The following is a 21,063-nucleotide window of genomic DNA, read 5'->3' on the forward strand; positions in this document are numbered from 1 at the left end:
AAATTACCACAAAACTCTTTTTTTTACTATATTTCAGCACTAGTTTGACATGATAAACAAGTTTGTAATTCTATTGTGTTATAATTTAAAACAAAATAAAAACTAATGAATCTCTAATGCTATCAGATGCATCTAAAGAAGATAAAAAACTAGCAAGGAATTGGCTTAAAGATATCGCATCTCCTGCTAAAAAATGGATTAAATTAACTGTATTAATCGCTTTTCTTAGCGGTCTACTACTAATAGGTCAGCTGTATTTACTTGCTCATATTTCTTATGAAGCATATCTACAAAATTCAACCTTAGGTCAACTAAGTACTTACTTTGTTTTGATTATTGTGATTGTACTAGTTAGAGCTGCTCTAAGCTGGATCCGAGAAATAGTAAGCTACAAAGCCGCAACAATGGTCAAAAAGCAAATTCGTGAAGATATCCTAGCTCATGTCAATAACCTTGGTCCTATTGAGCTTAATAAAACTTCTAATGCCAACATAATAACTAGTGCTATGGAGCAAGTTGAAGGGTTAACAGGTTTCTTGACTAAATTTTTACCTCAAATAACATTATCTGGACTATTACCACTGGCTATTCTAGTATTCATATTTCCACAAAGTATAGTCTGTGGGATTCTACTACTAATATGTGCTCCTCTTATACCACTATTTATGATCTTGGTAGGTTTAGGTGCAGAATCTGAAAGCCAAAAACATTTTAAAACACTTGCAAGAATGAGTATGACTTTCTTAGATACTCTAAAAGGACTTACAACTCTAAAACTTTTTAATAAAAGTAAATCTCACAGCGAGACTATTTACGAAGCATCTGATAACTATAGAATCCGTACAATGAAAGTTCTTAAAATTGCCTTTTTATCTTCGGCTGTACTTGAGCTTTTTGCTGCTGCTTCTATCGCTCTTGTTGCGATATATCTTGGTATGGGCTTTATCAATGCCGGCGCAGGTAATGATATTTGGTGGTCGCTAGAAAATATAACTTTACAAGGTGGATTATTTATTCTACTTTTAGCCCCTGAATTTTTTATGCCCCTTAGAGAGCTTAGCACTCATTATCATGCCAAAGCGGAAGCAGTTGGTGCAGCTCTAGAAATTTCTAAAATATTTGAGATGCAACCGTCTCATCAAGAAAGAAATGAAATATTTAACGATAAAGTAAACTCTATAAACATCAAAGATCTGATAGTTAAGTATGATGATAAAACAGCTCTTGATAATGTTTCTTTAGAGATTAATCACAAACAGAAAATAGCTATAGTTGGAGCTAGTGGCGCAGGTAAAACCACCCTAATAAATACACTACTTGGTTTTATAAAATATCAAGGCAATATCTTAGTTAATAACAATATTGAGCTAAAAAATCTTGAAGAAAAATCTTGGCTTAGAAATATCTCGTGGCTAGGACAAAACTCATCATTATTCAAAGGTTCTATCAAAGATAATCTACTACTGGCAAATGCTAGTGCTACAGATAAGCAAATAAATCAAGCTTTACAAAACACTGATTTAAATGACTTTGTAAGCTCTCTTGCAAATGGTTTAGATACGGAGGTTGGTGAGCAGAATATAGGAGTATCTGGAGGTCAAGCACAAAGATTAGCTTTAGCTCGTGCATATCTAAAGCCTCATGATATTCTAATTCTCGATGAACCTACAGCGAGCTTAGATAAAAATAGTGAAGAAAAAATTATCAACTCACTTAAATCAAACTGGAATGATAAAACTGTGATTATGCTAACTCACAAACTAAGCTTCCTAGAGTGTGTTGACAGAATTGTAGTCTTAGCAGATGGAAAAATAGTTGAAACTGGAACATTTGAAGAGCTAGTTAGCGATCAAAATAGTGAATTCTATAACTTCTATAGAAATGAGGTAACAGCATGAGAAATTTAATACCATTTATAAAGCTGTTTAAAAATCAAACTCAATGGATGCTCTTGGGTACCCTACTTGCATGGTCAGCAATACTTATGGGCATAGGATTAATGTCACTATCTGGCTGGTTTATCTCATATACTGGTTACTTGGCTACTACTACCTATGCTATTGCAACTTCATTTAACTATTTTTACCCTTCTGCTGGTGTACGCTCTTTCTCACTTGGTAGAATACTAAGTAGATATGGTGAAAGAATACTAACACATGAAGCAACTTTTAGAATAATTACAGATATTCGTGTATGGTTCTATCAAAAGCTTGAACCACTTGCACCTTCTCATTTGTACAAATATAAAAGTGGCGACTTACTTACACGTCTAGTCAATGATATTGGTGCATTAGATAATCTATATATTCGTATAATTTCCCCAACCATTGTATTTGTCTTAGCAAGTATAACTATAGCTATATTATTTAGCTTCTTTAGCTTAAGTCTTGCACTACTTACATTTATAGCACTGTTGCTAATAGGTTTTGTAATACCATTAGTTAGTAGTCTATTAGCCATGAAAAAAACTCAAGATCTTAATCACACTAGTGCTGAATTAAAAACAAATATCTCAGAACATGTTAATTCTCTAGCAGAGCTTAAAATCTTTGACCTAGAAGGTAAGCATCTTGAAAATATTAAAAAGCAAAATTTTGAACTACTAAAGCAAGAAGAAAAAATCAGTTTTATAAGTGGTTTTGGTAGTGCTTTAATGACTTTGGCATTAGGCTTAACTGTAGTTATGGTAACAGTCTTTGCAGTCAAACTAACTCAAAATGGCTATATAAGTGGTGCATTTATTGCTTTGATATTCTTGGCGATAATGGCGATGTTTGAGTCAATTATGCCATTACCACTAGCATATCAGTATTTAGGTAAGACAATTTCTGCTTCAAAAAGGATATTAAATATTACAGATGCTAAAGCAGATGTTGAGTATCCAACAAACTCTGACATTAGTTTAGATAACTATAGTATCAGCTTCAATAATGTTGATTTTGGATATAATGCAGAGCAATCAGTACTTAAAGATTTTTGTTTAAAAATCAAACAAAATGAAAAAATAGCACTATTCGCACCAACAGGAAAAGGCAAATCTACCATTATCAACCTACTTGCTAGATTCTGGGATGTTAGTAGTGGCGAAGTCACTATCGGCGATAGAAATATCAAAGAATTTAACGAAGACCAACTTAGAAACCTAATGACTGTGATTAATCAATCTCCACATATCTTTAACACAACTATTAGAGAGAATCTAAAGATTGCTAAGGATAATGCTACTGAAGAAGAGTTATTAGAGGCTTTAGAAAAAGTTGAATTAAAAAAACACGTTGAATCACTACCAAAAGGTCTTGATACTTGGACTGGTGAGCTTGGTAGGCAATTATCAGGCGGTCAACAAAAACGCCTAGCTTTAGCGCGTGCATTCTTACAAGATAAGCCTATACTTATCCTAGATGAGCCTACTGAAGGACTTGATAAAGAGACTGAAAGGCTAGTTTTTGAAAACTTAGTTAAGCTTATGCAAAATAAAACTGTTATATTTATTACTCATAATGCTAAGCTTTTGGAAAGTTTTGATAGAGTTGTTAGACTGTAAGTTGCCCTCTCAACTCTCTATTTAATTTATCAATATCTAATTTCTTCTGCCATTTGGATATTATAATTGTCCCAATAGTATTACCAATCATATTTGTAATAGCACGCCCTTCTGACATAAATCTATCTATACCTAAGATAATCACAATACCTGCAACTGGTACTACGCCCAAGGCGCTCAAAGTACTCGCTAATATGATAAATCCACTGCCTGTAACACCTGCAGCTCCTTTTGAACTAATAACCATAATTAATAACATAAAAACCTGCTGGCTCAAAGTAAGCTCTATACCTAGTGCTTGTGCTATAAATATCGCAGCTAGTGACAAATATATCGCTGTACCATCTAAATTAAAAGAATATCCCGTTGGTATCACCAGACCTACAACCGATTTATCACAACCTAAATTCTCAAGTTTCTCCATCAAATTTGGCAAAACAGTTTCTGATGATGAAGTACCTAATACGATAAGTATTTCTGTCTTAATATATCCAAGTAGTTTAAATATATTTATGCCACAATATAGCTTTAGTATTAATCCTAAAAATACTAAGATAAATATCAAACATGTAATATAAAAGCATAGCAACAACCCTAATAAACCAAGTAGTGTACCTGCCCCATACATACCTATTGTATAACCAATCGCAGCACAAGCAGCTATCGGTGAATAGTGCATTATCACATGAATTATCTTAAAAAACACTTTGGATAAGCTCTGGATACCATCTAGTATTGGCTTGCCTGATTCTCCATACATTACTAAGCCAACAGCAAATAATATTGATACAAATAGTACCTGCAAAATATCACCATCTGTAAAAGCTCCTACAAATGTATGAGGGATAATATTCATAAAGAAACCTTGAATACTCTCTACATGCTCAACATTACCCATATAAGCTTTTGCAGCACTCGCATCTAGAGTAGATGGATCAATATTAAGACCTAATCCAGGCTTTAATAAATTTGCTGTAAACATCCCAATGATTAGAGCAACTATAGTCATTGAGAAAAAGTACAATAATGCCACTCCACCTATCTTACCCACTGCTTTTAAATCTTTCATTGCAGCAATACCAGACACCAAAGTGAGGAAAATAATTGGAGCTATCATCAGCTTGATTAATTTAACAAAAACATCTGCAAAAGGCTTCAAAGCTACTGCAAATTCAGGAGTAATAATTCCAAGTAAAACTCCTATAAATATACCAAGTAAAACCTGTGCATATAAATGACGAAATATTTTCATATTGATCTCAAAATTAAGAAGTCATAATTTCAATATATCTTATAAAGATATCCTAAGTAAATTGTTTTTACTAAAGTTTGCAAGTTATCATTTAAGAAATCATAATACTTCTAAGAGATAAAAATATAGGATTAGATATGATGACCAATGAACAAAAAGGCGTTTTACAGGGATTATTAATTGGAATAGTTCTATCTGTTTTGATAGTTGCTATAGGATCAATATGTGATGTTTTTAATTTGGAAAAAATAGATAATAAAATTACTATAGCTTTTAATAGTTTAATAATTCCCGGAGTATTTCTTATAATTGCCGTAGCAAGGTTAGCAAAATATCGCTTCTTTAGTGATACTGATATAAATGGTAGCGGGTTAACACAAGGATCACAGCAAGCTAAGATCCTACAATCTTTAATACAAAATACTTTAGAACAATTATGCATAGCTTTTGTAGCATACACTGCTTGGTCTGCAGCCATGCCAGCTCAAAGTATGTCAACTATCATTTTCGCAGCTTTCACTTTTGCTCTAGGAAGAGTATTATTCTTTGTCAATTATAGAAAAGGAGCCAGTGCCAGAGCTTTAGGGTTTACTTTAACATTCTACCCTTCTGTAGTGATGATAATTACTGTCTTAGGCTTTAAACTTTATAATCTCTTCTACTAAAAGATAGTATATTAGAAAATTATTACTCTGCTAAAGCCACTGCTTCTATTTCAACTCTCACATCTCTTGGTAATCTAGCTACCTCTACACATGAACGAGCTGGGAAATTACCATTAAAGAAAGAGCCATAAACTTCATCAATAAGCTTAAACTCTGTCATATCTTTGATAAAAATAGTTGCCTTGATTACTTTATCTAGACCTGAGCCAGCTGCCTCTAATACCGCTTTTAGATTCTGCATGACTTGAGTAGTTTGTTCTTTAACACACTCTCCAGACATAGTGCCATCTGCTTTTAGTGGTATTTGACCAGAAGTATATACAAAGTTTCCTACTTTTATAGCTTGCTCATACGAACCTATAGCTTGCGGTGCATTAGTAGTATTTATTTTAATCTTTTCCATTAGACATCCCTCGCGAGTTTATAAGTTGGATCTATTTCTTCAAAAACACAGTATGGACCTGCACTTTTGAGTATTTTACGACAATCCTCACTTAGATGTTTAAGCGTAACTTTCTTACCTAAATCTAAGTATTTTTTAGTAATATCATCTATTGCCTCAGCTCCGGAGATATCCATAACTCTAGAGTTAGCAAAGTCTAATATAACACTTTCTGGATCATAATTTACATCAAATAAGCTCTTAAACGAAGATGTTGAACCAAAAAATAGTGGTCCAAAAAACTCATATACTTTTGTATTGTCATCTTCTCTGTGAGTACGGCTATGTACTTGTGAACTTTTCCAAGCAAAAACTAAAGCTGAAATAATCACACCAGAGATAACAGCAATCGCTAAATCTGAAAATACAGTAATAACAGTAACTGCTACTAAAACCACCTTATCTGAATTTGGCATATAACGGATACGATTAACACTCTCCCACTCAAAAGTATTGATACACACCATAAACATAATACCAGCTAAAACCGCGACAGGAATATAAGATATATACCCAGATAGAGCAACTACAAAAGATATCAATAGCAATGCTGCTGTTAATGATGATAAACGCCCACGTCCACCATTTGTGAAGTTAATTATCGACTGACCTATCATAGTACAACCAGCCATACCACCAAAGAAACCACAAACAATATTACCAGTACCTTGAGCGATACATTCTTGATTACCATTACCACGCTTATTATCCATTTCATCAAGCACTGATAATGTTAGCAGTGATTCAATCAAGCCAACAAGTGCAACAATCACAGCATAAGGTAATACTATAAGAAATGACTGCATAGTCAAATGAATATTAGGCAATGCAAAACTTGGAAATGCTCCAGAGATATCTGCCAAATCTCCGACATTTTTTGTCTGTAATTTGAAGAATACTACTACAGCTGTTATAACAATAATTGCTACTAGACCTGAAGGCACTTTGTCAGTAAATTTAGGTAAGAAGTAAACAATCAGCATAGTTACACCAACTAGAACATACATTGCAATTCCTTCATCTCTAAATAATGGTATTTGCGCTAGCGCGATAACTATTGCTAAACCATTAACAAAACCATACATCGCTGGTTGTGGTACTAGTCTAATCAACTTACCTAAGCGAAGTATCCCAATTATAACTTGTATAACACCAGCCATAATCGCACATAACAATATGTACTGTAAGATATAACTACTCAATTCTCCTGAAGCTGTTAAGCTATGAAGCATCTCAGGAGAAAGTGATGCTTTAACTTGAATACCTAAGCTTACTAACACAACTGCTACTGCTCCAGTTGCTCCAGAGACCATCCCAGGCTTACCACCTATAAGAGCTGTTATCAAACCTAATATAAAAGCAGTATATAAACCAACTGTAGGAGATACTCCAGCAATAAATGAAAAGCCTATAGCTTCAGGGATAAGAGCAACTGCAACTACAAAACCAGATAATACATCTGATTTGATGTTCCTGCCAACAAAATTCTCTTTATAATTTAACAAACTTATTTCCTAATTTTTTAGATTCTAATTTTTAAGCCTTAAAGATACCATAAAAGAAATTTGTATTTAAGTAGAATTAAAGTTCATCTAAATAATCTAAATAGTATTTTTGTATTTTTTAACACATATTATCGAAACCACTATCATAAAAATCAATAGTGGGTAAATACTATTGAGGATATCAAAGAATCCTCCTCCTTTGAGAAGAATTTCTCGGACAATATTTAGATAATGAGTTAATGGTAAAATATTACCTATGACTTGTGCCCACTCTGGCATACCATCAAATGGAAACATAAACCCTGACAGCAATATCGATGGTAAGAAAAAGAAAAATGTCATTTGCATTGCTTGTAATTGTGTGTCAGCAATAGTTGAAAATGTAATACCCACCAAGAGATTTGCAATAATGAAAGGAAAAGTTGCGATAAGTAATAGTAAAATACTACCAACTATAGTTATTCCAAATATTACTTTGGCAAATATTATAATAAGCAATAACTGAATATAGCCAACCACAATATATGGAGTAATCTTACCGAAAATAATCTCTAGAGAGGTAACAGGTGTTGCAAGCAGAGATTCCATAGTTCCATACTCTTTCTCGCGTGTGATTGTCAAAGATGTAACCATAACCATAGTCATAGTCAAAATCACTCCTGCCAATGCTGGTACGATATTATTTTGTGTTTTACTCTCTGGATTATATTTATTATGGATTACAAAATTAAAAGGCTGTGGCTGAGGTATTTGTTTATTAGAAAAGTATTGACTGTATATCTCTTTGACCTTATCAACAGCTTGTAAAGCACCTGAGTTTGAAGTTGCATTTGCTCCATCTGCTATTATTAGAATATTCGGAGATTCACCACGATAAACTTGCTTAGTGAAGTTAGGCGGTATATCTATGATAAACTGTACCTTACCTTTACGCATTAGTGTTGTCGCATCATCTCTTGAGATGTCTTGATATTTGATATCAAAATAACCCGTATTATTAATTTTCTCGATTAGATAGTTTGTTTGTAGTGTCTTATCAGCATTAACTATTGCTGTACTTAAATGCTTTGGATTCATATTTATAGCAAAGCCAAATAGTATTAGCTGAATAAGTGGTATACCAATCACTAGTCCAATTGTGACTTTATCTCTAAGCATATGAATAACTTCTTTGAGAAAAATCGCATAGTATCTATTAATATCAAAATACTTCATGCAAAGTTATCCTTTTGGCTACTCATCAAATATATAAAAGCATCCTCAAGTGATGTTTCTATTGATTGCCATTCAAATTGATTATACTTTGTTTGAATGTGTGTAATATCAACATTATTTTTAACACTAAGATGTACACTACTACCAAACATTGATACTTGCTCAATTTCAGTATTATCTTGAAGCTCTAACACAAGGCTATAAACATTTTTGCCTGAAATATTGTATGTTTTGATACCACAGCTATCAATAATATCTTTTTGAGTACCACTAGATAACAGCTTTCCATAAGCGATATATGACAACTTATTGCATCTTTCTGCTTCATCCATATAGTGAGTTGATACCAATGTTGTGATGCCTTTACTTGATAGTGTTGATATATAGTCCCAAAATTCTCTACGTGCTTTTGGATCTACTCCGGCTGTAGGTTCATCTAATAGTAATAATTTAGGATCATGAATTGTTGCCACACCCAAAGCTAATCGTTGTTTCCAGCCACCTGATAACTCATAAGCTTTTTGATTTGCTCTAGCTTTACCTATCTGTAAATTATCTATAGTCTTCTCAACAGCTTCTTTAATATTTTTTAAACTATGAAGTCGCGCAAAAATCTTGAGATTCTCTCTAACTGTAAGATCAGGATAGAGTGTAAATTTCTGAGTCATGTAACCAACTTGCTGTTTGATAATACTCGCGTGAGTACCTATATCATAACCAAGACAAGTACCCTCACCTTTTGTAATTGGAAGTAGACCACATACCATTCTTATAGAGGTTGTCTTACCTGAACCATTAGGTCCCAAAAAACCATAAATATCCCCTTGCTTAACTTGCAGAGAGATATTATCAACTACCGTTTTATCACCATAGACTTTGGTAAGGTTTTTGACATCTATTATTAGTTGATCCTCTTTGTCACTTATCATCCTAGCTCTACCTTTACAGGCTCTCCGATATGAATCTCAGAGCTATTTGCGGAGTAATCAACCTTAGCATGCACTTCAAAAGAAATCTCTGAATCAGAATTTATGCCATACAATAATGGCGGTGTATATTCAGCCTTTTGTGAGATATAACTAACCTTAGCTTCTAAACTCTTATTATTAGGTGTAATAAATTTAATAGTTTGGCCAATATGTAGGTTAGCTAAATTATCCTTTGATAAATAAAATACAATATATACATCTTCAGGATTAATAATAGTCATTACTGGACTATACGCACGCACTTCTTCACCTTTGTGATAAAAAACCTGATAAACATAACCATTTTCTAGTGATTTAACATCTGCTGAACTGATTTTTTGTTGTAAATATTTAGAGTTACTATTGATAAATTTTGACATAAAGTCAACCGCATTTCGCAAACCCTCTCGAGCAGGTAAATTATTAATAATTTGCATTACCTCTAATGCTTCAACTTGATTATTTGCTTGGATATATTTACTTTGCGCCTGTTCAAATTCTTTTTGAGAAGTACTATCATCTTTTAATAACATTTGTTGGCGCTGATACTCTTTAGATGCAACGGCTAAATTTGCTTTAGCATTAGATATATCGATGGCTGTCTTTTCTATATATGGTTGTCTTTTACCTTTAGACATATTTTCTGAGACTGCCTGAGATGCACTATACAGAAATTTATTTGAATCTAATAAAGTCTGATTTTTTGATGAATCAATTAGAAATAATGATTGCCCCTCTCTAATATACTCTCCTTGAGTTACATCTAATCTAAGTAGCCTACCACTTTCCTGTGAAGATATATATCTAACATCTGTACTAACGTAACCAGGAATTACTTTAATACTCGATCTACTAATATAATAAATAAATCCTAAGACAAAAATAACAAATATAATCGATACAATTATAATTTTTTTTCTAATCGACATCACTAATCAAAGATAAAAATCACTACGGTGATTATAAAGTAAACAACTATCATAAAAAACCATTTTTCTGATATAAAAATATTGCTATTTAATAATAAAAAAGTAATTATATTTGTGTTTTAAACCAAAACCACTTAAATCAAAATGTTTAAAAAGATCGCCGTTGCTACTTTTGCAGTATGTAGTGTTAGTATTGCTACTGCTGATGTTATAAATATTTATGCTCATAGAGGTCTTAGACCTATTGCTCCAGAAAACACTTTGCCCGCATATACAGAGGCTATGCGTGTTGGTGTCGATGTTATTGATATGGATATAAATATGACTAAAGACAAAGTTTTAGTTGTAACACACGATTTAACACTAAACCCAGATCTTACAAAAGATGAAAATGGTAATTGGATAACAGAAAAGACTCCAATAAAAGATCTCACTTTAGATCAAGTCAAAAAATACACAGTTGGATATATAAAGCCTAATTCTGCTACAGCTAAGATGTATCCAGACCATATTGGCATGGACAATGTTCATATGCCAACCTTAGAAGAAGTTATCAACTATGTCAAATCTAATGTTGGCAGTAGAGTTCGTCTGCAAATCGAGATAAAAACCAACCCTTATGATCCAAATGCAAGCTGGTCAGCAGAAGAAATGGCTGAAGCTTTAAACAAAGTTTTGGTTAAAACAGATATGACTGATAATGTTGAAGTACAATCTTTTGAATGGCAAGCTCTAGTAGATTTACAGAAATTAAATCCAAAAGTCAAAACAGCATACTTGACAGATCATACAACAGAACCAATGAATGCTGAACAAGCAAAACAACTTACGGATTATCAAAAATGGACAGCTCCACTTGACCCTAAAGACTATAATTACAATTATCCATTGGTGGTCAAAAAATTAGGTGGTACATTCTGGGAACCTTATGAAAAAGATCTAACTAAAAAAGATGTTGAAGAGGCTCATAAACTAGGTGTCAAAGTTGTGACTTGGGGCTGGACAGAAGATGAAGGTAGCGATTTTAATTATAAAGTTATCAATAACTTAATCGATTGGAAAGTTGACGGTATCATCACTGATAGACCAGATATACTAAGAGGTGTAGAAGCAGCCAAAGGTTTAGATTTACCACCTGCCTATCCCAATATTCCTTTTCCAAAAAAATTCTGATCATTATTTAAAACATTAAAATTAAACAGTTAATTTATATTGCCGAATACCAAAATTTAAACTAAACTAGCAAGCTATTATTGTTTAAGATTTACTAATTAACGATGAATTTCCTTAAACCAGCAAAAGCTCTGCCTTTATTAGCTAAAGAGCAAATTCAAAAAGCATACCCTCATTGGCGCCTAAGAATGTTTTTGGTAGCCTATATAGGTTATTTCACATACTATTTTGGTCGTAGTAGTTTCGATGTATCAAAACAGTATATTACAACCTTAACTCCAGATGAGCTTGGACTAATTGGAGCGGGTTTAGGTATAGCTTATGGTATAAGTAAATTTTTGATGGGAAATATCTCAGATAGAAGTAATGCAAAGATATTTTTGGCTATTGGATTATTTATCACAGGACTTATAAACCTAATATTACCTAGCTTATTATCATTAGGCGTACTTGTGTTATTCATTGCTATGCTTATCAATGGTTGGGTGCAAGGTATGGGATGGCCAGCATGTGCACGTATTATGACACACTGGTTCTGTGCTAATGAGCGCGGCACAAAAATGGGAATCTGGAATACTGCTCATAATGTCGGAGCAGGATTTTTAGCTATTGCGGTTGTACCTATTGGTTTACTAATATTCAATGATAACTGGCACGGTCTTTTTTATGTTGCTGGTGCAATGTGTATATTTGTATCAATATTAGTTCTAATTTTTGGTGCAGATACTCCTCAATCAGTGGGTTTACCAGCTATAGAAGTATACAAAGGCTATACAACTTCAGAAGCTCATCATGAACAAGAGTTTTCAGCTAAAGAAATCTTCTTTAAATATGTCCTAAATAATAAATGGGTTTGGCTAATTGCATTTGCAAATGCTTTTGTTTATTGTGCTAGATATGGTCTTTTAAGCTGGTCAACATATTACCTTGTTCATGTTAAACACATGTCAACAACTACGGGACTTTTGGGATTTGCATTATTTGAGTTACCTGCGATTCCGGGAACTATAATAATTGGCTGGATAACAGATAAATATTTTGGTAGTCGTAGAGCTCCTATGGGTGTGATATGTATGCTTTTATTTATGGGTGCTTTGTTTGTATACTGGTACAGCGACACTGCTTGGATATTACTACTTTCACTATCTGCTATGGGTGTACTTATCTACGGACCTGTCGCTCTGATCGGAATATTAGCCTTGGACTTAGTCCCTAAAAAAGCTGGTGGTACTGCAGCTGGATTCACAGGATTATTTGGCTACTTCCTAGGTACAGTTGGTGCTCAAGCTGTAATTGGTATTATCGCAACTATGCTAGGTTGGGATGCTGTATTTATATTCTTATTAGGCTCTTGTGTAATTGCTACTGCATTATTAGCTATCTGTTGGAATCTTAGTTATAATCAAGCTTCTGAAAGTTAAGTACAAAGACTTTAATGTCTACAAAAATATTTAAATCATTATTATTTTTCATACTAACAATTCACTTAGCATTCTCATTTAACTCTGAAGAGTTAAATGAAAAACTAAATAACTCAATAAAATATCATAATCTTGAATCAGCACTAATTGGGATCAAAATTATTGACTCTCAGAATAAAGCCGTTATTTTTTCAAAAGACTCTAACAAAAACTTCATGCCCGCTAGTAACACTAAATTATTAACGGGCATCTCAGGATTACTATTTCTTGGTAAACACTTTAAATACTCAACTGCTATATATTATGATTATATTAATAATCATACCATTAACAATCTCTATATTGAGTTTTCAGGTGACCCGAGTTTTACTACCGGGGACTTAAATAAACTTTTAATGAGCTTACAAAAAAAACATATCCGCAACATAAAGGATATCTACTTTGTAAACAGCTACTTTAAAGGGCGTGATACACCTATCAATCAAAGCAATACTAGTTCTATATTTGGTTACGGAGCCCCAAGCTCAATATATAACTTGAATGAAAATGCAATAACCCTTCAACTTACACCAAGCTCTAACTCCTTCAAAATAAAGCAAACTGATGGTGAGAAAATTAATTTTGTGAATAAGCTAGTTGTAGCTAAACCAGAGCAGCTAAAGACTTGCCAATTTAGCTCTAATTATGTGGATCATAAACTTATTCTTAGTGGTTGCCTACCATTAAACAACTATACCTTTAACTTTGCCATAGAAAATCCTCAACGACATATGCAACAAGCTGTCTTAGCTCAACTTGCACAGCTTAAAATTTCATCATCCAAACAAATAAAAGTCACAAATAAACTTCCAAAAAATCTAATATTTTTAGCAGATCATAAATCAGCTAATCTAACAAAGTTGCTAAAACATATGCTTTTAGTATCCGATAATCTTTATGCTCAGACAATCACAAGAACTATAGGCTATAAGTATAATCAAGTCGGAAGTATCGTATCCGGCAAAAATGCTATTGGTGAAATACTAAAAAGTAAGCTTAAAATTGACACTAGCCAAATTCAAATTGAAGATGGTGCTGGAATGTCAGATAATGATTTATTATCAGCTGATTTTATTAGTAATCTATTACAACAGATATCTCAGCATAAGAGTTTTGAGCTTTTTAGGAGTCTACTACCAATATATGGAGAAACCGGTACACTTAAAAATCGCTCAAGCGTCATATTAAAAGGCAAAGTTTATGCAAAAACCGGCACTGGAACAACTTCAGTTTCTCTATCTGGATATCTTTACACTAATGATAAGCAATATATATTCTCAATATTGATTAATAACCTCAAAGACTCACAAAAACAAGCTGCTATCGCTGTAGAAAGAGACTTGCTTGAGGGCATCTGCTAGAATTGCGATAAAATAAATTATTGAGCTTTAATAATGACTAAAAATATTTTAATAACGGGCGCTAATGGTGGGATTGGATCTGCCATAGCTTTAGCTGCAGCAAAAGCTGGTTATAATGTTGGTTTACATTATAATAAAAATCATGAGAATATTGATAAGCTAAAGACTCAGCTATCTAGCTATAATATCAATATATCAACTTATTGTGCTGATATAGCAAATGAAGAAGATATCAAAAAAATGTTTGATGAGTTTATATCTGACCATGGCTCCATGTATGCGCTTATAAATAACGCTAGTACGATTTTTCATACTTCTCGTCTAGAGGATATGAGTATTGATCGTCTACAAAAAGTATTCCAAGTAAATGCTATTGGGAATATTCTATGTGCAAAACATGCTATAAAAAATATGTCGCAAAAATATGGTTATAGCGGTGGTAAGATTATTAATATATCATCTGGTGCATCTCGCTCAGGCTCGCCTAATGAGTATATAGATTACGCTTGTACCAAAGGTGCAATTGATACTCTTACAAAAGGTTTATCAAAAGAACTAGCTGATGAAGGAATCCTTGTAAACTGTATAAGACCTGGCTCTACATATACAGATATCCATAAACTATCTGGTGATGCTGCTAGAGTTGATAAAATCAAACACAAAATTCCGCTTAAAAGAGGTGGTTATCCTGAAGAGATTGCTAGTGGAGTTATTTGGTTATTATCAGATGGTGCAAACTACTGCACCGGTACTATTATTGATATCACTGGTGGACTATAAAATATAAGATTATCAATTGCAGAACCCATTACAATAAAAATTATATTAATCACAACTTATCTTAAACATATATTAAATTAATAAAATATTTACTTAATGTATGTTATGCTTTAAAGCACTTCTTTTATCTCATTTAAATAAGAATATGATAAAAAAATATATTAATGCTTACTCATTAGTTGAATTACTAGTAGTACTCGTAATCACAATAATACTTGCTATAGCTACTATTAGTTATTTTAAAATGGATAAATACTATCAAAACAATCAAATTGATGAAATTTATACTCTAATGAAAAAAGCAAGGATATCTGGACTACAAAATAATAAAGATGTAGTTATTTGCTCCTCAAATAATGGCATAACTTGCGATACAAATAATTTATGGGCAGGCAAATTTATCATTTCTTTTATTAGTAACGATGGAACAAGTGAGTATAACTCTAAAGATGATTATTTACTTGGACGTGTTGAGACACCTAATCCAAATTTTTATTATCAATGGAGTCGCTTTCCAACTACATCATTTATAAAAATAAAAGGAAAAGGCCATAGTTTAGATGGAACTCTAACATTATGTCAAAAAAATGATGCCTATAAAAGAATATTAATTAATTCTACAGGAAATATTACCATCGAAGACCCTCTAAATAATGATGCTTGTAATATTTAATATATTTTTGTAATCCCAAATGGTGATGGAGCATTAGTTATATCTATATCATCTAAATCAGATACTATACTAGTTTTATACATATTAGGATCATACTCAACCCTTACATTCGAATCTGTTGTTAATGCATGACTATATACAGCTTCCTGCTTAGAAATACTATATATGTATGCAACTACAGAAAAATCAAATTTTTTCTCAATAATTACTAGAGTATTTTCATCCAAAGGGATTATTTTACTTATGTTCTCATAACTATCTACTGATAGTATCTCAGAGAGTGAATTATTATCTATATTTATTTCATAAATTTTTAAAGTATCATTATTAGAATTTTCATGAGATGCATATATGAGAAAGATACCCTTATTATTTTTTATAATAATAGGAATAGAGTTAATTTCTGAAGTTGCTACTATAGAAGTATTAAGATTTTGTAAATCAGCATCTAATATATCAATAGATGAAAACTTATCACCTGAAGTACCAGACTCCATTGGAATTACTATCACTTTATCTATAAACTGATTATTATTAATTGATATTGGAATAGTCACAATATTGTTTAAAGTAATGCCCGTATCTATTGAAACAGATGATCCCATATTACTATATTGATCATTTTGTAAAGATGTTAACTGTAAGTTTATGACTGAAGAAGATTCCTTTTTTGTTATTAGATTATACATTCCACTATCAGTAGGAACAAAATTAATCTTTACAAATGCAAGCACCATATTAGGAATTATTATCAATAATATGTTTATAATAAAAATTCTATATATTATTCTCATTTTTTGATTAAACTCCTAAATATGCTTTTTATATTTTAATTATTTATCTGCTAATTTAATTTTTTCAGAACAGCACTTATTAATTAAAAATTAATTATTTTTATAAAAAATACGTATTAACATTAAAATTATAACATAATAAAATTTCAAATTTGCCAACTTATAAAAATACAATATTAATAATAAATTTGCAAAATTTAAAATTTAAAATATAATACTAAATATTAAATTAATACATAGTTTATTTAAATTACTGAGATAGTGTAAAATGCTTAATAATTCTTTAAGACATAAAGATATAAAAGGACTTTCCTTTGTTGAATTAATTGTTGCCATGACTATTATATGCTCAAGTATACTAGCTTTTGAATTTGCATTATATAAAACTTTTAATACCGTAAACTCTATAAATAAAAATAAAAATTTAACAAATCTTATTAACAATAGATTTAATGAATTTATTATAACTGGAAGTTTAGATACTACTCCTACAAATAATATTGATATTCAAATATCAGGAAGTACCTGGATATTTCAAAGTAAAAATGATCCTAATTTAAAAATGAGTTTAAATATTTAAATGATTTATTCAAAAAAACATAAAGGAATATCACTAATAGAAGTTCTTCTTACTATTACAATTATGATATTTGTATCAACATTAATTATACAAAGTCTCTATCAAATGCATACAGGCTATAAATCCTCTATAGAAAAATTTAATACATTTAATAGAAATATTGAAGCAAGAGCTATTTTTCAAAACTTAATAAATAATTCTTATATTAGTGGTAATATGATTTGTTCATTTTTAATAAAAAAAAATGTATCCGTAGATCAAACCCTAGAAATTAACCCCTTTGATTATCCCCTAATTTATGCACAACAAGCTCCATTAATTAGTGATAAAGATTATCCTGCTAATGTACAAATTGGAACAGACATCTTAGTCCTTCAAACGATTGATTCACCACAAACTCTAACATCTCCTATATCTAGTGGCGATCAAAGTATCTTAAGATTAGTTGATGATAATACCTCTAGTGTTGAAAGTGGTACATTTATGATGTTAACAGATGGACAAGAAGAAACACTATTAAGTGCTAGTGAAACTGCTACTGATAATGATAACCTCATTCACTTATCTAAAAAGATAGATCATAGTTTTCCATCTGGCTCGGTATTATATACAGATTATAGTTTCAAAATCATATACATTCGAGATACTGGTCAAAAAGAATATGCATTATATGAGATATTTTATACAGGAAGCAATAAAGTTAGCGAACAAATACTACTTAAAGGTGTTTCTGATCTACAGATAAGTTATAACTTGAATAACACGTGGCAAAGAGTTGCTCCAGAACAAAATGCAAATGATCAATATAAAAGATTGTGGAATAGAGAAGTAAAAGGAATAAAAATAAACTATTTATTAGATGGCAAAGAACAAGAAGCCATAATCTCTTTTAACGAAGTTGGTGGACCATTTTAAAATGAGACGTAATATTAAACTAGCGAAATCACAACAAGGGGTAGCTTTAATAGCAGCTATAAGCATAGCGACTATTATGTTACTTGTAAGCTATACACTATTTAATATTTCATATTCAAACTCAGTATTAAGCAAGAATCAAACAGAAAAAATCCATAAAATGTCTTCTATGCAAGAAGCATTTACCAACAGTATAGCAAATAGTTCTTTTGATTATTCAGAAAATCTAATACTTCCTAAGATTGCAGAATATAGAGATATAGAAAGTGGTAAATATTTTTATGAAACTACAAATAGTGACTTAAATGAAGCCAGCTTACAAGTAAAACCTTTTATTTTAGCAGGTGATGGATATACGACAAGAGCGTTAGACTACTATATAAAACTAACTATAAATAATTACGAGAAAAACGTAAATATTAGAGTAATTAGTAACAAATATATAAGCCAAGATAATGTTATAGACCGATCTTCAATTTCACTAAATATTCCAGCTGTAGATTATCATGCTCTATCACAAATACAGCTTAATTCAAATGATACTCTTACTAATGCAGATGTTGGGTACATAGGAGATTTATCTATTAACAATGATAATGAACTTACTTTTACAAATACTGATGGATCAAAACATTACCTTAATTTACCATCAAATTTCACTGGCATATTTAATTTATCACAAGGATGGTTGTTAAATAACGGAGTTTGGGAAGTATCAATTGGAGTATATAATATAAACTCTTCCCAAGGTTGTATTATAAAATCTTCTTTAGACGATTTTATTGCTGATATATCTGCTTTAGAGTGTGTACCTATTGAGGAAGATACTGACATAAATTATGAAGATGCTAGATATCCAAATCCTTTAAATTTCCCAATGTGTATTGCTAGAGAAATATATAATAAAGGAAATATATGCCATGAGGATGGAATACTATTTATAGCTCATACAAATAATGCTCAAGGACTACCATTTGAAAATGCTTCTAATTGGAGAGTTTATTATCCTGATCCTGATTGGGTGGCTCCATATACACAAGGTGCCTACTATAGCGTGGGAGATCTAGTCGTATATGATAGTATTTTGTTTGAAAATACTCAAGATGGTGAAAATCAAGATCCAAGTAATAGTAACAGTGGTTGGCAAGTTAATGGTATATATGGTTTTAGTAAAAATATTGATAAATATGCTAAAGGAGAAGTTGTCATATATAATGGAGAGTTTTTTCAAAAAACAAGTAATAGCAAAAATAAATCTCCGAATAATACACGACACTGGGAAAATCTTGGCTCAACACTAACACAAGATGAAATCGATCAATTGCCTACAGAATTGCAAGGGCAAGTTATTGCCGGAATGAGCGCTACAGATATTAAGCCATATAATATAATTTTTCCGTATAGAGATGAAATTACCTCTCCATATTCAAACAATATATTAGCTCAAGAATATCTAAACTGTAATGGTGCATATCCAAGCATTGATACATCGATATATAAACAATGTATTAATGGCAACCAATATGATACAGGGGACATATGTTATGAAAACAATCAACTGTTTATAGCTCAATATTGGACAACGAGATCTCCTTTTAATGATAGTAGTTGGAGAATATATACCCCACCTAATTCAGATTGGGTTGTACCATATAGTGGCAATATTACATATGGAGATACCTCCATAAAAGTCATATTTGATGGTAAACGATTTGTTAATAAATGGTGGGCTAGTAAAGGTTTTGATCCATATAATAGCAATGTATGGAAAGTAGACGACATATATAAGTGGCATGATTCTATTACATATATGGCAAATGATATTGTAATTAGAAATGGAACTTTTTATTCAGCTAAATGGGAAAATAAGTTTGAAGATCCTTTATATTCTGGAAAATGGGGAGCATGGAGTAGTCTAGGCAATACTTATAATGGACAGACAGCACAGGAAATTCTGAGTTATTGTGATACTTGGCCTAAATAAAAATTTGTAGGAAGATAAAATATGAAAAATTATGGTATATCTATTGTTTTATTTATTATAACTTGCTCTACTTGCTTTGCTCTAAAAAATGGAGTTTTAACAAATACGGGAAGATGTGAACTATTAGAATACTCTTATGGAACAGAAAATATTAAATATAATATATCATGCACCTTTCCAACTACGCATATACGACTTCGTGAGCTACCAACTTTTTATACTACATCGAGCATAAACTTATCTGAATGCAAAGCAGCTGGTGGAATACCATATCAAGAGTATGGTAATTTAAAATGTGGTACTCAAAGTGATTTAGATCAAGCAACTATCAATAATCAAAGATATATTGATGCTGTAGAATTAGTCAATAGTCCTAGTGGCTCTTGGGGAGGAGTATCAGGATCATCCCCGGGAAGATGCGATTGGGCATATATAAGCCTAACAGGTAATCCCGGAGATCGTTACGGTGGATTTGTAAGTGCAAGATGTCCTCATCCTAATGGTGTTCATGATACAACCTATATGTACTTAGAAGGATGTGATCCAACAAAAGGATTACATAATAATCATGCGCACTTGGTCTGTTCATGTAAATCAGGATATACTAGAAAATGGGTAGGATCTTATACGCATGCATGTATCAAATAAATATAATTTTCCAAAAACATCTAAATTACTATTTATTTTCTATCTATAAGAATTTGTTATAGAGCTTATAACCATATACTATTTGACTAGACTTTTTCATTTACATACAATCACTTATAGACCTTAATTTTATTTTAAACATAGGATTTGGTTTAATTTAGAGAATATAAGAAAA

The 21,063-nt window shown here is 31.7% G+C and carries 19 protein-coding genes; 12 read left to right on the forward strand and 7 right to left on the reverse strand.

Annotated features, from left to right (window positions below):
• Window positions 1-116: 116 nt before the first annotated feature.
• Both cydD and cydC read left to right on the forward strand, forming a co-directional pair.
• A complete protein-coding gene (gene cydD, locus F0R75_RS05575) occupies window positions 117-1,898 on the forward strand; it encodes a heme ABC transporter permease/ATP-binding protein CydD (protein WP_149368037.1) in 1,782 nt (593 codons plus the stop codon).
• Window positions 1,895-3,544 (forward strand): heme ABC transporter ATP-binding protein/permease CydC, encoded by a 1,650-nt coding sequence (gene cydC / locus F0R75_RS05580; protein WP_149368036.1) that lies wholly within the window; start codon window positions 1,895-1,897, stop codon window positions 3,542-3,544. The genes cydD and cydC overlap by 4 nt, the downstream gene beginning before the upstream one ends.
• Here cydC and dctA read toward each other — a convergent pair.
• Window positions 3,534-4,796, reverse strand: coding sequence for a C4-dicarboxylate transporter DctA (gene dctA / locus F0R75_RS05585; protein WP_149368035.1), 1,263 nt, complete (start codon window positions 4,794-4,796; stop codon window positions 3,534-3,536). The two genes, cydC and dctA, sit on opposite strands and share 11 nt — an antisense overlap.
• 137 nt (window positions 4,797-4,933) lie before the next feature.
• Between dctA and F0R75_RS05590 the strand changes: the two genes are divergently transcribed.
• Window positions 4,934-5,461 (forward strand): MAPEG family protein, encoded by a 528-nt coding sequence (locus F0R75_RS05590; protein WP_246145941.1) that lies wholly within the window; start codon window positions 4,934-4,936, stop codon window positions 5,459-5,461.
• A gap of 22 nt (window positions 5,462-5,483) precedes the next feature.
• Here the strand turns inward: F0R75_RS05590 and F0R75_RS05595 are convergent, their stop codons facing one another.
• The 5 genes from F0R75_RS05595 to F0R75_RS05615 all read right to left on the reverse strand — a co-directional run bounded on the left by F0R75_RS05595 (window position 5,484) and on the right by F0R75_RS05615 (window position 10,520).
• Window positions 5,484-5,864, reverse strand: a complete 381-nt coding sequence (locus F0R75_RS05595; RefSeq protein ID WP_146421122.1) for a RidA family protein — start codon at window positions 5,862-5,864, stop codon at window positions 5,484-5,486.
• Window positions 5,864-7,408, reverse strand: a complete 1,545-nt coding sequence (locus F0R75_RS05600; RefSeq protein WP_149368034.1) for a SulP family inorganic anion transporter — start codon at window positions 7,406-7,408, stop codon at window positions 5,864-5,866. The genes F0R75_RS05595 and F0R75_RS05600 overlap by 1 nt, the downstream gene beginning before the upstream one ends.
• 96 nt (window positions 7,409-7,504) lie before the next feature.
• A complete protein-coding gene (locus F0R75_RS05605) occupies window positions 7,505-8,623 on the reverse strand; it encodes an ABC transporter permease (RefSeq protein WP_149368033.1) in 1,119 nt (372 codons plus the stop codon).
• Window positions 8,620-9,552, reverse strand: a complete 933-nt coding sequence (locus F0R75_RS05610; protein ID WP_149368032.1) for an ABC transporter ATP-binding protein — start codon at window positions 9,550-9,552, stop codon at window positions 8,620-8,622. The genes F0R75_RS05605 and F0R75_RS05610 overlap by 4 nt, the downstream gene beginning before the upstream one ends.
• Complete coding sequence (locus tag F0R75_RS05615; protein WP_149368031.1) at window positions 9,549-10,520, reverse strand: HlyD family secretion protein; 972 nt, start codon at window positions 10,518-10,520, stop codon at window positions 9,549-9,551. The genes F0R75_RS05610 and F0R75_RS05615 overlap by 4 nt, the downstream gene beginning before the upstream one ends.
• A gap of 138 nt (window positions 10,521-10,658) precedes the next feature.
• On the opposite strand from F0R75_RS05615, the gene F0R75_RS05620 reads away from it, so the two are divergent.
• From F0R75_RS05620 to F0R75_RS05640, 5 genes are all read left to right on the forward strand, one after another.
• Window positions 10,659-11,693 carry a glycerophosphodiester phosphodiesterase gene (locus F0R75_RS05620; RefSeq protein WP_394367476.1) on the forward strand — a complete coding sequence of 345 codons (1,035 nt, stop codon included), beginning with the start codon at window positions 10,659-10,661 and terminating at the stop codon, window positions 11,691-11,693.
• A gap of 104 nt (window positions 11,694-11,797) precedes the next feature.
• Window positions 11,798-13,114, forward strand: coding sequence for an MFS transporter (locus tag F0R75_RS05625; protein ID WP_149368029.1), 1,317 nt, complete (start codon window positions 11,798-11,800; stop codon window positions 13,112-13,114).
• Window positions 13,115-13,128: 14 nt separating this feature from the next.
• Window positions 13,129-14,514 carry a D-alanyl-D-alanine carboxypeptidase/D-alanyl-D-alanine endopeptidase gene (dacB, locus tag F0R75_RS05630; protein ID WP_149368028.1) on the forward strand — a complete coding sequence of 462 codons (1,386 nt, stop codon included), beginning with the start codon at window positions 13,129-13,131 and terminating at the stop codon, window positions 14,512-14,514.
• 33 nt (window positions 14,515-14,547) lie between these two features.
• A complete protein-coding gene (locus tag F0R75_RS05635) occupies window positions 14,548-15,294 on the forward strand; it encodes an SDR family oxidoreductase (protein ID WP_149368027.1) in 747 nt (248 codons plus the stop codon).
• 145 nt (window positions 15,295-15,439) lie between these two features.
• Complete coding sequence (locus F0R75_RS05640) at window positions 15,440-15,967, forward strand: GspH/FimT family protein (protein WP_187985998.1); 528 nt, start codon at window positions 15,440-15,442, stop codon at window positions 15,965-15,967.
• On the opposite strand, the gene F0R75_RS05645 is transcribed toward F0R75_RS05640, so the two are convergent.
• Entirely contained in the window at window positions 15,964-16,761 is a 798-nt protein-coding gene (locus F0R75_RS05645) for a hypothetical protein (RefSeq protein WP_149368025.1), read from the reverse strand. The genes F0R75_RS05640 and F0R75_RS05645 overlap by 4 nt on opposite strands.
• A 268-nt stretch (window positions 16,762-17,029) precedes the next feature.
• Here F0R75_RS05645 and F0R75_RS05650 point away from each other — a divergent pair, with 268 nt between their 5' ends.
• The 4 genes from F0R75_RS05650 to F0R75_RS05665 are packed head-to-tail and all read left to right on the forward strand — an operon-like array spanning window position 17,030 to window position 20,888.
• On the forward strand, window positions 17,030-17,341 hold the full coding sequence (locus F0R75_RS05650; protein ID WP_146421111.1) for a hypothetical protein: 312 nt from the start codon (window positions 17,030-17,032) through the stop codon (window positions 17,339-17,341).
• A complete protein-coding gene (locus F0R75_RS05655) occupies window positions 17,342-18,256 on the forward strand; it encodes a pilus assembly FimT family protein (RefSeq protein WP_149368024.1) in 915 nt (304 codons plus the stop codon).
• A gap of 1 nt (window position 18,257) precedes the next feature.
• Window positions 18,258-20,240 (forward strand): hypothetical protein, encoded by a 1,983-nt coding sequence (locus F0R75_RS05660; RefSeq protein ID WP_149368023.1) that lies wholly within the window; start codon window positions 18,258-18,260, stop codon window positions 20,238-20,240.
• A 21-nt stretch (window positions 20,241-20,261) separates the two neighbouring features.
• Window positions 20,262-20,888: a hypothetical protein gene (locus F0R75_RS05665; RefSeq protein WP_146421108.1), complete on the forward strand. Its 627-nt coding sequence runs from the start codon at window positions 20,262-20,264 to the stop codon at window positions 20,886-20,888.
• The last annotated feature ends 175 nt before the right edge of the window (window positions 20,889-21,063 follow it).

This window comes from Francisella marina, from assembly GCF_008369785.1.
In the GTDB taxonomy this organism is placed as follows: domain Bacteria; phylum Pseudomonadota; class Gammaproteobacteria; order Francisellales; family Francisellaceae; genus Francisella; species Francisella salimarina.

Bases quoted from the DNA above. Each gene is read 5' to 3' on its own strand.
- cydD (WP_149368037.1), top strand. From the start codon at position 117: ATGCTATCAGATGCATCTAAAGAAGATAAAAAACTAGCAAGGAATTGG.
- cydC (WP_149368036.1), top strand. From the start codon at position 1,895: ATGAGAAATTTAATACCATTTATAAAGCTGTTTAAAAATCAAACTCAA.
- dctA (WP_149368035.1), bottom strand. From the start codon at position 4,796: ATGAAAATATTTCGTCATTTATATGCACAGGTTTTACTTGGTATATTT.
- F0R75_RS05590 (WP_246145941.1), top strand. From the start codon at position 4,934: ATGATGACCAATGAACAAAAAGGCGTTTTACAGGGATTATTAATTGGA.
- F0R75_RS05595 (WP_146421122.1), bottom strand. From the start codon at position 5,864: ATGGAAAAGATTAAAATAAATACTACTAATGCACCGCAAGCTATAGGT.
- F0R75_RS05605 (WP_149368033.1), bottom strand. From the start codon at position 8,623: ATGAAGTATTTTGATATTAATAGATACTATGCGATTTTTCTCAAAGAA.
- F0R75_RS05610 (WP_149368032.1), bottom strand. From the start codon at position 9,552: ATGATAAGTGACAAAGAGGATCAACTAATAATAGATGTCAAAAACCTT.
- F0R75_RS05615 (WP_149368031.1), bottom strand. From the start codon at position 10,520: ATGTCGATTAGAAAAAAAATTATAATTGTATCGATTATATTTGTTATT.
- F0R75_RS05625 (WP_149368029.1), top strand. From the start codon at position 11,798: ATGAATTTCCTTAAACCAGCAAAAGCTCTGCCTTTATTAGCTAAAGAG.
- dacB (WP_149368028.1), top strand. From the start codon at position 13,129: ATGTCTACAAAAATATTTAAATCATTATTATTTTTCATACTAACAATT.
- F0R75_RS05635 (WP_149368027.1), top strand. From the start codon at position 14,548: ATGACTAAAAATATTTTAATAACGGGCGCTAATGGTGGGATTGGATCT.
- F0R75_RS05640 (WP_187985998.1), top strand. From the start codon at position 15,440: ATGATAAAAAAATATATTAATGCTTACTCATTAGTTGAATTACTAGTA.
- F0R75_RS05645 (WP_149368025.1), bottom strand. From the start codon at position 16,761: ATGAGAATAATATATAGAATTTTTATTATAAACATATTATTGATAATA.
- F0R75_RS05650 (WP_146421111.1), top strand. From the start codon at position 17,030: ATGCTTAATAATTCTTTAAGACATAAAGATATAAAAGGACTTTCCTTT.
- F0R75_RS05655 (WP_149368024.1), top strand. From the start codon at position 17,342: ATGATTTATTCAAAAAAACATAAAGGAATATCACTAATAGAAGTTCTT.
- F0R75_RS05660 (WP_149368023.1), top strand. From the start codon at position 18,258: ATGAGACGTAATATTAAACTAGCGAAATCACAACAAGGGGTAGCTTTA.
- F0R75_RS05665 (WP_146421108.1), top strand. From the start codon at position 20,262: ATGAAAAATTATGGTATATCTATTGTTTTATTTATTATAACTTGCTCT.